Raw genomic sequence first — 13,323 nt, forward strand, 5'->3', positions numbered from 1 at the left:
ATGGCGGTGGATGGGCAGCATTGGGCGCGAGAGTAAAAAGGGCGGTCAGCGCCGGGATCGTGCGGCGGCAATGCTTCGGGGAGGCGGGAAGAAAAGGTGCGCGCGGCCGCGATTCGGGGGAATTGGAAAATCACCGCATCCGTGGTAAATAGTCTTGACGGCTGAAAAGCCGCAGCGTAAAAAGTTCGATTCCGGGCAATTAGCTCAGTTGGATAGAGCGTTGGCCTCCGGAGCCAAAGGCCGCAGGTTCGAATCCTGCATTGCCCACCATATTTCAAGGCGGTTAGGACGAAAATCCTGACCGCCTTTTTTTATGCGCCGTCATGAGTGCACAGGCCTTCTGGCGCTGGTGTCTGGTCAAGAAGCAGCAAACCCGGTTATATGAAGAAGTGTTGCACAACCCGACCACCAAGGAGAGCCTGCATGAGCTTTACGATCCACGACCCCATGGCCATCGACAAGGAGCCGGAGTTCGATTGCATCTTCTGCAAGCAGCCGGCCCTGCATTCCTCCGAGGCGGCCAGCACGGCCACGACGCGGACCGTGGAGGTGTTCTGTCGGAAATGCGGGGCCCGGAAGACCGTGACAACCAGTAAGAGTGCGGACGGCACGCGCTGGGAGCTCGTGGACTAGACGCGATCGCCACAAGCCTTCGGGGGCCATCGGCCGTGGCATGCGCGAATCCCTCGGAGTCATTCCTCCAGCACGAAATGGAAGGGCAGCATGACAAGAGTGGACACGTTCCGGCCGCCGACCGTGCCGGGCAGAAAGACATAGCGCCTGGCAGCTTCCAACGCGGCCGACTCGAAGACACCTGCCGGCTCGGCCTTGCGGACAGCAAGGTTCGTGGGCTTTCCCGCCGGGTCCACCACCATGCTCACGAGCACGGTGCCTTCGATCCGCATGCGTTGCGCACGGCGCGGATACGTTGGAATGACCGATCGGGTAACGCGGGGCGGGATGTCCACCGCATCGACTCGATACGGCTGCCCGTTCGACAGGCCATTGCCGCGCCTCCCTGCTCCTGCTGCCGCTTTTTGTCCGATGTCGGATCGAGCTGCTGCTATCTGAGGCGAGGCGGTGCTGTTCTGAGAAGCTGGGGTCTGCTTCGAGGCGGCCTTCTTCGCGCGGGCTCGCTGCTTTGGCGGAGTCCTCTTTTTCTCAACGCGTCTCGGCTCAGGCTTTGGAGGGGCTGTGGGCGCAGGGTCCTTATGGACCTCCGGGATTGGAACAGGCGCGGCTTCCGGTTCTGGTTCCGGTTCCGGTTCCGGGACAGCTTCCTCCACAACAGGTTCGGGCAAGGGAACGGAAGGTTCGGGCTCTGCCGGAAGCACCGCCTCTTCCTCCGGTATTGTGTCTATATTCTGAGACATGGGAGCACCCTGCGCAGGGAGCGCGGCGGCCTGCCGGAGCTCCACCATGCCCACCACGTAGCACGCGTCTTCGGGCGGCGTGAGCGGCGTGTTGCCCAGCCCGGTGAGCAACAGCGCCAGGAGGCTCAGGTGCAGCAGGGTGGAGATCAGTACATCGCTGCCGTGCATGGTCACTCATCCCTGCCGGACCGCCTGGCCACGATGCCGAGATGCTGGACGCCGGCCTCGCGGATGCGGCCCATGACATCCACGATGCGACCGTACGGCACGGATCTGTCCGCCTGCAGCAGCACGGTATGCGAGTTGCCTGCCGTCATGCCCAGGTGTCTGGCAAGGGCCGCCAACGGCACGGCGTGCTCGTTAACGTACACCGCGCCCTCGCCCTTGACGCCCACCACGATCTGGTCCTGGCCGGCCGGCAGGGTCTCCACGGTTTTGGTCTGTGGCAGCTCCACCTCCAGGCCCTCGGTCATCATGGGCGCGGTGACCATGAAGATGATCAGCAGCACGAGCATGACGTCCACGAACGGCGTGACGTTGATCTCCGATGCGAGCTTGCGTTGCTTGCGGCGGCTCATGAGTAGACCTGCCTGGGACCGGCGTCACGGCAAAGGGTGACTGCGTCTGGATTGGCGCGGGCTTCGTGGCGAATCCGGTTGAGCAGCAAGGCGGCGCATCGTTCGTACTCCGTCTCGATGGATTCGATTCTGCTCTGGAACAGGTTGAAGGCCATGCCGGCCGGGATGGCCACACCAAGGCCCACGGCCGTGGCAATGAGCGCTTCCGAGATGCCGGGTGCGACCGTCGCCAGGGACGCGGACTGCATCGTCCCTATGGCGTGGAATGAGTGCATGATGCCCCAGACCGTGCCGAGAAGCCCGATGAACGGCGCAGAGCTGGCCGCCACGGCGAGCAGCGCCAGAGGACGGGAAAGCCGTTGCATCTCCCCGGCCGCGGCGTGGTGCAGGACCGCGCCGATGTTGTCGTCGGCAAGGGTGTCTGCATGGCCTGAGCGGGCAAGCCGTGATAGCTCCTCCACTCCAAGCTCGGCCATGTCCTTGAACGCGGGGCCGGCGTGCAGGTCGATGTCCTGTAGGGCCTTTTCCAGGGACCCGGCGTCCTGCATACAGAGCCGGAGCTGCCGGATGCCGCGCCGGGCCGCCGCCAGCCTGCGGGACATCATGAAGATGATCGCCCAGCTCATGGCGGACATGGCCACGAGCAGGAGCAGTACGGCCAGCGCCAGCTCGCTCGCGCTGGCCAAAATATGCAGCAGATTGCCATCCATCGGGTTACTCCTCTGGCAGTGAATGGGTATGGTTCGTTGCCCGGTGACGCGGCGCCGGTTCGAACTCCGGTCCCCGGGGGGTGAGGTGCAGCACGCGCGTGGCCGTGGACGGTATTTCGACCAGATCATGGGTCACGTGCATGGTGGCCGCGCCGGACTGATCGAGGTACTGCTCCAGGTGGCGGAGCATGGTTTGTCGCAGCTTCGGATCAAGGCCGGTGAACGGCTCGTCCAGAAACAGCAGCTCCGGCTCGATGGCCAGGGCCCGGGCCAGAGACACACGCTGCCGCATGCCGCCGGAGAGCTCGTGCGGATGCGCCGTGGAGAAACCGTTCAGCTCCATGCGGTGCAGCATGCGCCGGGCCTTGGCCCTGGCCTCTTTGCCCGGGCAGCCGCAGGCAATAAGGGGCAGGGCCACGTTGTCCAGGGCCGTGCGCCAGGGCAGCAGCCGCGGCTCCTGAAAGACCACGCCGACGCGCGTTGCATGCATCGAGACGGAGCCCCTGGTCGGAGGCGTGAGCCCGGCCGCTATGCGCAGCAGGGTGGACTTGCCCACGCCGCTCGGGCCGCGCACTACCAGGACCTCGCCAGGGCTCAGTGTCAGGTCGATGTTGACCAGAACGTCGCGCGGGCCGAAACGCTGGGATATGGAACGGCAGACAAGTACCGGGCTCACGGCCTGCCTCCTGGAAACGCCCGGCGCGCCACACGGAGCAACACCATTTCCGCAATGCCGACAAGCGCCATGCTGAGCAAGGCCAGGGCGTACAGCTCCGGGGTTTGCAGATTGGTCCGCGCCACGGCCAGGGCGTGGCCTATGCCCTGGTTGGCTCCCAGAGCCTCGGCCAGCACGGCCACGCGCATGGAGCCGCCCAAGGCCACGATGCCTGCGGAGACAAAGGGCGCGGCCATGGCCGGGCAGTAGATATTCACAAAGCGCATGCGCGGCGTCAGGCGGTAGGCTCGGGCCATCTCCAGCAGCCCGGCGTCCACGGAGCCCAGGCCTTCCACGACAGCCACAAAAATGGCCGGCGCGACCATCAACGCCACAATGGCCACAACCATGGCCGAGCCCATGCCGAACCAGAGCATGCCCAGCATCACCACAACCACGCCGGGTACGCTGCCGAGCATCCAGCGCGCGGGCGTCAAGGCGGAGCGCACAAAGGGAACGAAGCCGGCGATCATGCCCAGCCCGCCGCCGCACAACGCTCCGACCACGAAGCCCAGGACGACGCGCCACACGCTTGTCCACAGGTCGCCCAGCAGAAACGCCGGCTGGTTCGCGAATCGCCACAGGGCCGCCAGTGTTTCCAGCGGCGAGGCCACGGCAATGCCGTGAACCTGCCGGGAGACGAGCTCCCAGGCTGCAATCAGCAAAGCAACTCCGGCCAGCTTACCGGCCAGGGACTGACCGCTCATGGCCGAACCTCGAAGAAGCCCTGCGGCGGCAGCGCGCCTCCGATGGACGCCGGAGACAGCCCATGCAGGCGCTCCAGCAGAAACCGGGCCGAGCCCTCGGCCATGGGACCCCGGAGTATCCGCACGGCGGTCAATGGGGCGGGCTCGTTTCGTATCTGCGGCCAGAGAGCCGGAGAGGTGTCCTTGACCAGCGCCTTCATGGCCTCGGGGTGGTCCGCGCCCCAGGCATGGGCCTCGGCGTACGCGGAGCGGAGCATAACCCGCAGACCAGGGTCCGAGGACGCTTCCCCAACGGCGACCAGCGCGCTCAGGCAGAGGTTGGGATGCTCCGGAAACACGTCGCGCCATGTCTCCCGGAAGTCGAGCCGTTTCCGGGGCCGGGCCTCCAGGCGCGCTCCCCGCAGCACGGCCAGGGACGCGGCCGGCTCGCTCAGAAAGGCGTGCCGCGCCTTGCCGAGCAGGAGCAGGTTGACGGCCTCCATGGCGTTGCCCGCGTGTCTGGCGCGGTAGCGCAGGCCGGACTCGCCAGCCAGTGTTTGCAGGATCAGATCCGGCATCTCCCCGACTCCGAAGGGCAGCAGGATCTCCTGGTCCTGCAGGCCCTGCAGCGTGTCCGGTGAGTCGTCGGCCGAGACGATCCACAAGGGGCTGGAGAAGAGCCCCACCACAACGGCGGGGATGCCCCTGTTGCGCAGGGTGCAGGCCGTGGCCGTGGTCATGAGCGCCGCGTCTACGGCCTTGGTCGCCACAAGCGCGCGGAGTTGGTCCGGCGAGCTCCAGGGAATGAACTCGATGGCCGGGTTGCGGCCCGCCATGATCACCAGGGGCAGTGTCTCGGCAATGGCGGGCCCGGAGACCCGAAGCGGCCTCTGCCCGGCGGCGTAGGCCGGGCAGGCTGCGAGCGCACACGCCAGGAGCGTGAGCAGAATACGGGGCATGCTCATGCGGCCAGCCTGCCCGGTTTGCGAAGGATATCCACATGGATTTCGCCGAATGGCGAGACCACTACGCGTTTTTCGTGGCCCGCAAACCCTGCCGCCTTGGCGGCGTCCGCTACCTCTCCTTCCGCAAAGGAGACGTTCCGTCCTTCCAGGGCGCATGGCAGCCTGGCGAGAACGCATTGGGCCGGCCCGGTGCGCTCGTTTCGCAAGCCCTCATGGGCGCTGATGAACACGCCGCCGGGGTTCAGGCCCTGGAACAGTCTGCCCATGAAGTCCTGCAACCCCTTGGCGAAGTAAAGGTTGTGGCTGGCCCAGATCAGGTCGTAGGAGCTGCCGAAGTCGATCTCGTTGTAGTTGCCGGCGCAGCAAGTGACGCGGCCGGTCAGGCCCCGTGACTCGATTTCTTCACGCGCAACCTCGATCACCGCGGGCTGGTCGCAGATCACGCCCTCCAGCTCCGGTTTGGAGGCGACGATCTCCATGCAGACCACGCCGGGTCCGCCGCCCAGGTCGAGCACGCGGCGCATGGCCGGGAACTCCGGCAGGGACGCCGCGATCTCGGCCGCCATCCGGGCTAGCCCGGCGCGCTGATAGCGGGCCAGGTTGCGGGCGGATCGCCGCCAATGCGCCTCATCGAACTGGCGGCTCTCGTCCGCCTTTTCAGGCGGACCGTCACGCAGCAGCGCCATGAGCTGCGGCAGCTCGCAGGACTGCATCTTGCCGAGATCCGTGAGCAGCTCGCCGAGATAGGTATCACTTGTGGTGCGCAAATACTCCTGCGCAAGCCGGGTGTTGGCGTAGCGACCGTCTTTCTTCTCGACCAGCCCCATTGCCGCGAGCCCGTCCAGGAAAAAGCGCAGGTTTTGGGGATGTACGCCCAACCGCGCGGCAAGAACGTCGGGGTCGTCACTCTCGTCGAGATGGTCGGCGATCTTCAGCTCGATGGCCGCATCAAGCAGGGTCATCCGAATCGGGCCCAGCAGGCACTCGGTCAGCGGCGCGTAAGACAGCGCGCCCGAGAAATCTTCCAAACGTACGGTGTTGCCCATCTTTAAAACCTCCAGGATACGGACACGCCAAAGCTCTGGGGAGCGCCATCCTCCACAAGGATGTCCCCGGCGTTGTCCTTGACCTTCTTGGTCACATAACGGTTGTCGAAAATATTCTTGCCCCACAGGGCGATGTCCCAGCTTTCCGCGGCATAGCCCACGCGGGCATTGAACAGGGCGTAGCCGACCTGGCTCAGGGAGTTCTCCGCATCAAAATATTGCAGCCCCGCGCCGATCAGATCGACCTTGCCGAAGAGGCCGTTTTCATGGGTGTAGCCCGCGCCCACGTGGTAGTTGAGGTCCGGCGACCAGGGTAGCCGCTTGCCTTCGTACGAGTAGGGCACGCCGTCGTTGACCACTGTCCAGTCGTCCACCACGGCATGGCTGTAGCCAAGGCCGCCCGTGAGCTCCAGGCCGGGAAGCGGCCGCGCCTTCAGCTCCAGCTCCACGCCGATGGAGTGGGCCGATGCCGCGTTGGTGTACTTCCAGACACCGATGCCGCCATTGGGGTCTTCCTCGCGGACCTGCTTGTCGCGGATGTCGATATAAAAGGCAGAGATGTTGGCCAGGAGCTTTTTGGAGAACCAGTTGGTCTTCAGGCCGAGCTCATAGTTGGTGGTGTGCTCCGGGTCGTAGAAGAAGGTGCCCAGGCTGTCTGCGGAGAAGTAGTTGTACCCGCCGGCCAGGAAGCCGTTGGACCAGCTGCCATAGGCCGTGACGTTGGATGTGACGTCCCAGGACAGAGAGACCATGGGCAGGAGCTCGAAGTAATCCAGCGTCTTGCTGTACGCCTCGAACGCGGCGGCGCCGGTGATGCGCGTCTGCTCGCCGTAAGAGTGGGCGAACTCTCCGCGTAGCCCGGCGGTGAGGCGGAGGTTCTTGAACAGGGTGTAGGTTGCCTGCCCGAAGAGAGCGTAGTTGGACTCCTGCGCGTCTGTTTCGGTGAAGACCGAGGCCGGGGACCTGGCGCGGATGCGGTTCATCTGGACATCCATGTCGTTGAGTCCGGCGTACGCCCCGAGGAGCCAGGTGAACGTCTCGTTGTCAGGCGATGCGACGCGTATCTCCTGGGAGAAGTCGTTCTGATCCAGGTCCATGTCCGAGTAGCCCACGAACGCGGAGGTGCGGTCGAGATCCGAGACAAAGCCGTAGCGGTAGTCCCTGTAGCTGGTGACGGAGGTGAGCTCGACGGCGTCGCCCTCATACTTGAGGACCATGTGCGGGTTCACGCTGTCCTCGTGGGCCTTGTCCTCGGCGTCTGACATGACCGTGAACGGGCCCGTGGCGGCCTTGCCGGTGGCGTAGCGCAAGAACCCGATATTTTTTTCGGTGTGGGAGACGTCCAGGCCGAAGCGCAGGTCGATCTCGCTCGTGGGGGTCAACCGGGCCAGGATGCGGCCCTGCGAGGTTTCGTCCATTCCCGCCCTGTCGTCGTCCTTGTAATCGTTGTCCATGTACCCGTTGGTCTGGTAGCGCAGGATATCCGCCTTCAGAAAGAAGAGGTCCTTGACCAGGGGCGCGCTCACGCTGCCGCCCAGGCGCACCGTGCTGTAGCTGCCGTAGTCGGCGAAGACCCTGGCCCGGAACTCGTTGTCCGGCGCCTTGCGCACGATGCTGACCACGCCGGCCTCGCTGTTCTTGCCGTAGAGCGTGCCCTGCGGCCCGCGCAGCACCTCCAGGCGCTCAATGTCCTGGAACAGCAGGTTCTGCATGTAGGTGAGCGGGTAGGGGACATCATCCACATACAGGCCGACCGGCGTGTAGAGCGAGGTGTCGTAGCTGGACAGGCCCCGGATAATGATGGAGTCGCCGGATGTGGCGCTTTTCAGATGCACGTTGGGCAGGATGTCCAGCACCTCGCCGAGCTTCCAGGCGCTCAGCTCCTCGATCTCTACATCCGACACGGTGGAAATGCTGGCGGCGACGTCAACCGCCTTCTGGGTCCGTTTTGTGGCGGTCACGGTGACGGGCTGGAGATAGAGCGATTCCATTTCGTGCGTCGAATTGCTCGATTTTTCAGCTTCCTCTGCGGCCAGGGCCATCCCCGGGCAGAGCAGAGCGAGGGCGAAACAAAAAAACAATATGCGGATCATGAACAGGCCCCTCCTGTGTAACTTCCCGTCGATTTGAAGAATTTCATGGCGCCGGAAATCAGGCGCCGTTATCGACATTGATTTTCACTATCGATACGTCGGGGCAACTGCTCCTGCTAATCCTCGCGGGGTTAATTTTTAGCCCTTGCCGGGACAGGACCCCCGTGTTGTGCCATCCCATCACGGGCGGCATTCCGGACACGGCGCAGCCATGGCGCGGTTTTGAGCACAGCCGCAGCCGGACACGTTAAAGGCCCGGCTCCTCTGGAACGATGCCGCAGGCAGCGGCGACACAGGCAACGATCTCTTGGTTCTGTCTGTATATGGAAATATAATGATATTGACAATCACTCTCAATTGATCTAGCCAGAAAAAAACGAGCAATCACCATGAAATACACGATGAATGTCCAAAGCAATGCGCAGTCGCGCGACCACCGGGTAGACTACCGGGTCAACAGCGCGGATGGCGTCCTGTCCGACCGCAGCCGGGTCATCCATTTGCGGCCCGAGCTGATCCTCAACGTCTCGGACGTTGCGCCGAGTGCGGAAGGCACCTTTCGTTTCGAGATCGAGCAGGCCCCCATCCAGTTCGGTTTCGTCATCTCGGGAGCCAACCGCATCACCTACCACGACGGTAAGCTGCGCGGGGAGACCGAGGTCGTGGAGGGCGGCAGCAGCGGCATTTTTTACTTCGCCCAGACCTCCGGGGTCATTGACAGCGTGCGCTCGACCGGCGTCTGCACGTTGAGCATCCTGACCACGCCCCGTTTCGTGGAGGAGTATCTGCATATTCCAAGTAAGGCGCTTCCCGCCGAATTCCGCGGTATCCTGGCGGATCAGCCCACACAGTTCCGCTGGTCCGCCAACCCCCATCCCGCCAAGAGCCACATACTTTCCCATATTTTGTACGACCGGTTCCGCGGCCCTGTGCATCGCCTGTTCCTGGAGAGCCGGGTCCTGGAACTCATGGCCATGCAGCTGGAGGAGTGCCTGGGGCAAGGGGCCGGCATTCAGTCTGAGACGGTTCGTCTCACCCCTGCCGATATGGAGAGAGTCCGGGCCGCCCGCGACGAGCTTGTCCGGGATATTGAAAATCCTCCAACCCTTGTGGAGCTGGCAAAGGCCGTGGGCATGAACGAGAAGAAGCTGAAAAACGGCTTCAAGCAGGTTTTCGGAAAGCCTGTGTTCGCCTACTACCGCGATTACAGGCTGGACAAGGCGCGGGAGCTGCTGGAATCGAACGCCATGACCGTGACCGAGGCGGCGTACAGCATCGGCTATCTGAGCCTGAGCCACTTCAGCCGGGCCTTCCGCCGCCGCTTTGGGCTCAACCCAAAGGAGTACTCGCGGATTTTTGGTCGGATTTCGTGAGGCAGGGGACAGATTAACAGGTGCGCCAGGGGCATGCCGGCAATGCGCTGAACGGCGGGCTCCGATCCCGCTTCCAGTCCGGCTCAGCAGACCCGTTCGCAGCGCACGGCCCGGTTGGGCTCGAACCCCACAAGCGAGGGCAGGGCGTTTGTGCAGTTTGCGCTCGCCAGAGGGCAGACCGACGCCAGGGGGCAGCCCCGGTTTGCGGCAGCCTGATTTGCGGCTGCTTGGTTCTCCAGGCCGCTTGCGCGCGCACCGGCATGAATCCCTTCATCCACAGCGTCGAGCAGCAGGCGCGTGTAGGGATGGGCCGGGTTGCGAAACACGTCCTCGGCCGGACCGGTCTCCACGAACACGCCGCCAAGCATGACCGCTACCTCGTCGGCCAAGGCCCGGACCGTGGCCAGATCGTGGGAGATATAGAGGTAGGCCACGCCGTCCCGTTTTTGGAACTCGTTGAGCTGGCTGAGAATCTGGGCCTGGACCGAGCGGTCCAGCGAGGCCACGGGCTCGTCCGCGATGACCAGCTCCGGCTCCAACGACATGGCCCGCGCCAGGCCGATGCGCTGTCGCTGCCCGCCGGACATCTCGTGCGGATGCCTGGGTAAAAGATCCGGGGTCAGCCCCACCATGTCCAGCATCTCCGGCAACCGCTCCCTGGACTGCACGCGGGAGCTGCCGTGCAGGCGCATGGGCTCCAGCAGCAGCTCCTCCGCCGTCAGGTTCGGGTTGAGCGAGCCGTCGGCGTCCTGGAAGATCATCTGCAGCCTGCGCCGGAGCTGCTTGCGGGGCCACGCCGTTATCGTCTGTCCGGCAAACATGACCGCCCCGGCGTCCGGCCTGAGCAGACCGGCAACCAGCCGGGCCAGGGTGGTCTTGCCGCAGCCGGACTCGCCCACCACGGCCAGGGTCTTGCCCGGCTCGATGCGGAGCGAGACGTCGCGCACCGCCGTGGTCACGTGGCTGCGCAGCAGACCCGCTTTGAAGGTCTTGCCCACGCCGTCGACCTGAATCACTGGTGGTTGTGGCAACGCACTCCTCCGTTCAGCGGTGGCAGCACGGTCGCACAGGCCCCCCCGGAGTAGACGCAGCGGGGCTGGAACCGGCAGCCTTCGGGCAGATCGGTCAGGGCCGGGGCCTGCCCCGGAATGGGCCGGGGCGTTCTGCCGTCCATGGCCTGGCGCAGGGCCTGGGCGTAAGGATGTCTGGGGGTGCGCAGAACCCGGTCGGCCGGTCCGGTTTCCAGCATCTGCCCCGCGTACATGACCGCGGCCGTATCGCACAAACTCCGCGCCGCGTCCCAGTCGTGGGTGATGCAGAGGCAGGCCGCGCCGGTCTCGTCCAGGCACTCGCGCAGCAAGGACAGGATGCCGAGGCGCACCGTGGGATCGAGCGCCGTGGTGGGCTCGTCAGCCACCAGAAGCCTGGGGTCCTTGGCCAGGGCCATGGCGATCATCACACGCTGGCGCATGCCGCCGGAGAACTGGTGCGGAAACAGGTGGTACCGTTTTCCGGCTTCGGGGATGCGGACCATGTCCAGAAGCCTCAGGGCGCGGCGCTTGGCTGCGGACCTGGAGCCGCCGCGGCTGAGCCGGACCGCCTCGGCCACCTGCCAGCCGGCAGGGAACAGCGGGTTGAGATAGGCCGAGGGTTGCTCGAAAATCATGCCCATGCCTTGGCGCCGTACGCGCCGCATCGCTTTTTCGGACAGGCGCAGCACATCCACGCCCTGGAACAGAACCTGGCCGGACAGCCGCGTGCCGGGCGGCAGCAACCGCAGCAGGGCCAGGGCCAGAATCGTCTTGCCGCAACCGGACTCGCCCACCAGGCAGGTCCGTTCTCCCTGCCGCAGCCGCAGGCTCACGCCGTCCACGGCGCGGACCACGCCGGCCGGGCTGGGGAACTGGACCGTCAGCTCCTGGACGCGCAGCAGATCACCGTTGGTCTTGGATGCGGGCTCGCTCATCTCCGTCTCCTTCTCATGCCGCCACCTGCAGCTGACTCCACGCCGTGAGCCCGCTACGGGGGTCCAGGGCGTCCCGCAGGCTCTCGCCGAGCAGGGTGAAGGCCAGCACGCTCATGGCGATGGCCGTGGTGGCGGAAAGCGCCACGTGCGGGGCGGTTCCCAGCATGGGCAGCCCCTTGATAAGCATGGTGCCCCACTCAGGGGTCGGCGGCTGCACGCCCAGGCCGAGAAAGCCCAGGGCCGCCACCTGGATGATCTTGCCGCCGATGCCCAGGGTGGCGATGGTGGCCACAGGGGGCAGCACGCCCGGCAGGATGCAGCGGCGCAGCACGTACACCGGCCCCGCGCCTATGGCCCGTGTCGCCTCCACGTATCCTTGTTCGCGCAGGCCAAGGGCCACGGAGCGTGCCACTCGCGCGTACTTGGGCCAGCCAGGCAGGGCCAGGGCAATGACCAGGCTGACCATGCCCGGCCCAAGGATGCTGATGGCGAGCAGGGCCATGACAATGCCCGGAAAGGCGAAAAAGCAGTCGGCAATACGCATCAGGAGCGCGTCCAGCGGGCGGAAGTACGCCGCGGTTACGCCCAGGACCACGCCGACGACCGCCACGAGCAGCGTGACCGAGACAGCCAGGCCCAGGGAGGGCCGCAGCCCGTAGAGCAGGCGGCTGGCCACGCAACGGCCGAGCTTGTCCGCGCCCAGGGGGAACTCTGCGCTCGGTCCCTCCAGGCGGTGGGCCAGGTGCTGCTTGTCCGGGCTGTGCGGCGCAATGGCCGGAGCAAAGATCGCGCATACCGCCAGGCACAGGCACAGAACCACGCCGGCGATCAGGCCGGGACGACGCCACTTAGCCGGCATGGTGCGCTCCAGCCTGGATTCTGGGGTCCACCCAGGCCTGCACGATGTCCACCATCAGATTAATGAGCACGTAGATGCAGGCGATGGCCAGGATGCAGCCCTGGACCACGTATACGTCCCGCGCCTTGACCGCCTCCACCAGCAACCGCCCCAGGCCGGGCCAGAGAAAGATGGACTCCACCACCACGGCGCCGCCGAACAGATAGCCCATCTGCGCGCCCAGGTAGGTCAGCACCGGGGGCAGGGCGTTTTTCATGGCGTGCAGTCCGGCCACCCGCCACTCGCCCATGCCCTTGGAGCGGGCCGTGATCACGTACTTTTCCTCCAGCGCCTGGACCATGCACGTGCGCATGAGCCGTGTGGTGATGCACGCGCTGGCCACGGCCAGGGTCAGGGCCGGCAGAATCAGGTTGACGACCGAGCCGTAGCCGGCCACCGGCAGCCAGTCGAGCCGGACCGAAAAGATGAGGAACAGCAGGATGCCGATGCAGAAATCCGGGATGGAGATGGCGACCAGCGAGCCGGCCATGGTCGCCCTGTCCAGCAAGGAGCCGGATCTTGCCGCGGAGAGCGCGCCCAGCGGGATCACGATGAGCATGGCGAGCAGGGTGGAAGTTCCTGCCAGCAAGGTGGATGGGCCCAGGGCGCGTTTGACCTCCGAGACCACGCTCGCGCCGGTCTGGTAGGAGTGGCCCAGATCACCGTGGAGGGTCCGGCCAAGCCAGCGCCAGTACTGGACATACAGGGGCCGGTCCAGCCCCATCTGCTCCCGGAGCTCGGCCACGGCGGCCTTGGGCGGGGTCTCGGACTCGGTCAGGGTGCGCAGCGCGATCTCGGCTGGGTCGCCAGGACACCAGGCCAGGGAGAGAAAAGCCGCCACGCTGACGCCGAACAGCACCGGCGCCAACGAGACGATCCGTTTGAGTATGAATAGAAGCATGGCTGACGAGCGTCTGTCT

14 protein-coding genes and 1 tRNA gene are annotated in these 13,323 nt (G+C 65.3%); 3 read left to right on the forward strand and 12 right to left on the reverse strand.

Features of this window, described 5'->3' with window-relative positions:
• Nucleotides 1–193: 193 nt before the first annotated feature.
• Together E8L03_RS19550 and E8L03_RS19555 are read left to right on the forward strand one after the other, a co-directional pair.
• Nucleotides 194–270, forward strand: a tRNA-Arg gene (locus E8L03_RS19550).
• A gap of 153 nt (nucleotides 271–423) precedes the next feature.
• Entirely contained in the window at nucleotides 424–633 is a 210-nt protein-coding gene (locus tag E8L03_RS19555) for a hypothetical protein (RefSeq protein ID WP_171268268.1), read from the forward strand.
• Nucleotides 634–692: 59 nt separating this feature from the next.
• Here E8L03_RS19555 and E8L03_RS19560 read toward each other — a convergent pair whose 3' ends face one another.
• The 8 genes from E8L03_RS19560 to E8L03_RS19595 are packed head-to-tail and all read right to left on the reverse strand — an operon-like array spanning nucleotide 693 to nucleotide 8,166.
• Nucleotides 693–1,541: an energy transducer TonB gene (locus E8L03_RS19560; protein ID WP_144306926.1), complete on the reverse strand. Its 849-nt coding sequence runs from the start codon at nucleotides 1,539–1,541 to the stop codon at nucleotides 693–695.
• A 2-nt stretch (nucleotides 1,542–1,543) separates the two neighbouring features.
• Complete coding sequence (locus E8L03_RS19565) at nucleotides 1,544–1,951, reverse strand: ExbD/TolR family protein (protein ID WP_144306925.1); 408 nt, start codon at nucleotides 1,949–1,951, stop codon at nucleotides 1,544–1,546.
• Nucleotides 1,948–2,661 carry a MotA/TolQ/ExbB proton channel family protein gene (locus E8L03_RS19570; RefSeq protein WP_171268269.1) on the reverse strand — a complete coding sequence of 238 codons (714 nt, stop codon included), beginning with the start codon at nucleotides 2,659–2,661 and terminating at the stop codon, nucleotides 1,948–1,950. The genes E8L03_RS19565 and E8L03_RS19570 overlap by 4 nt, the downstream gene beginning before the upstream one ends.
• A 4-nt stretch (nucleotides 2,662–2,665) precedes the next feature.
• Nucleotides 2,666–3,337, reverse strand: a complete 672-nt coding sequence (locus tag E8L03_RS21055; RefSeq protein ID WP_171268270.1) for an ABC transporter ATP-binding protein — start codon at nucleotides 3,335–3,337, stop codon at nucleotides 2,666–2,668.
• The gene (locus E8L03_RS19580) at nucleotides 3,334–4,083 is read right to left on the reverse strand and encodes an ABC transporter permease (RefSeq protein WP_171268271.1); all 750 of its coding nucleotides are present in this window, start codon (nucleotides 4,081–4,083) and stop codon (nucleotides 3,334–3,336) included. The genes E8L03_RS21055 and E8L03_RS19580 overlap by 4 nt, the downstream gene beginning before the upstream one ends.
• Nucleotides 4,080–5,027: a substrate-binding domain-containing protein gene (locus tag E8L03_RS19585; protein WP_171268272.1), complete on the reverse strand. Its 948-nt coding sequence runs from the start codon at nucleotides 5,025–5,027 to the stop codon at nucleotides 4,080–4,082. Before E8L03_RS19585 ends, E8L03_RS19580 begins: the two co-directional genes overlap by 4 nt.
• A complete protein-coding gene (locus tag E8L03_RS19590; RefSeq protein WP_144306921.1) occupies nucleotides 5,024–6,073 on the reverse strand; it encodes a class I SAM-dependent methyltransferase in 1,050 nt (349 codons plus the stop codon). Before E8L03_RS19590 ends, E8L03_RS19585 begins: the two co-directional genes overlap by 4 nt.
• Nucleotides 6,074–6,075: 2 nt before the next feature.
• Nucleotides 6,076–8,166 carry a TonB-dependent receptor gene (locus E8L03_RS19595; RefSeq protein ID WP_144306920.1) on the reverse strand — a complete coding sequence of 697 codons (2,091 nt, stop codon included), beginning with the start codon at nucleotides 8,164–8,166 and terminating at the stop codon, nucleotides 6,076–6,078.
• Nucleotides 8,167–8,555: 389 nt separating this feature from the next.
• Between E8L03_RS19595 and E8L03_RS19600 the strand changes: the two genes are divergently transcribed.
• On the forward strand, nucleotides 8,556–9,539 hold the full coding sequence (locus E8L03_RS19600) for a helix-turn-helix transcriptional regulator (protein WP_144306919.1): 984 nt from the start codon (nucleotides 8,556–8,558) through the stop codon (nucleotides 9,537–9,539).
• 83 nt (nucleotides 9,540–9,622) lie between these two features.
• Here the strand turns inward: E8L03_RS19600 and E8L03_RS19605 are convergent, their stop codons facing one another.
• From E8L03_RS19605 to E8L03_RS19620, 4 genes are read right to left on the reverse strand one after another with little or no spacing between them, the layout of a single operon-like run.
• Nucleotides 9,623–10,570: an oligopeptide/dipeptide ABC transporter ATP-binding protein gene (locus E8L03_RS19605; RefSeq protein ID WP_167512622.1), complete on the reverse strand. Its 948-nt coding sequence runs from the start codon at nucleotides 10,568–10,570 to the stop codon at nucleotides 9,623–9,625.
• Nucleotides 10,552–11,505 (reverse strand): ABC transporter ATP-binding protein, encoded by a 954-nt coding sequence (locus tag E8L03_RS19610; protein WP_171268273.1) that lies wholly within the window; start codon nucleotides 11,503–11,505, stop codon nucleotides 10,552–10,554. The genes E8L03_RS19605 and E8L03_RS19610 overlap by 19 nt, the downstream gene beginning before the upstream one ends.
• Nucleotides 11,506–11,518: 13 nt before the next feature.
• The gene (locus E8L03_RS19615) at nucleotides 11,519–12,364 is read right to left on the reverse strand and encodes an ABC transporter permease (RefSeq protein WP_171268274.1); all 846 of its coding nucleotides are present in this window, start codon (nucleotides 12,362–12,364) and stop codon (nucleotides 11,519–11,521) included.
• Nucleotides 12,354–13,304: an ABC transporter permease gene (locus E8L03_RS19620; RefSeq protein ID WP_144306915.1), complete on the reverse strand. Its 951-nt coding sequence runs from the start codon at nucleotides 13,302–13,304 to the stop codon at nucleotides 12,354–12,356. Before E8L03_RS19620 ends, E8L03_RS19615 begins: the two co-directional genes overlap by 11 nt.
• Nucleotides 13,305–13,323: the final 19 nt, after the last annotated feature.

It is taken from the genome of Oceanidesulfovibrio marinus, assembly GCF_013085545.1.
Taxonomy (GTDB): Bacteria; Desulfobacterota; Desulfovibrionia; order Desulfovibrionales; family Desulfovibrionaceae; genus Oceanidesulfovibrio; species Oceanidesulfovibrio marinus.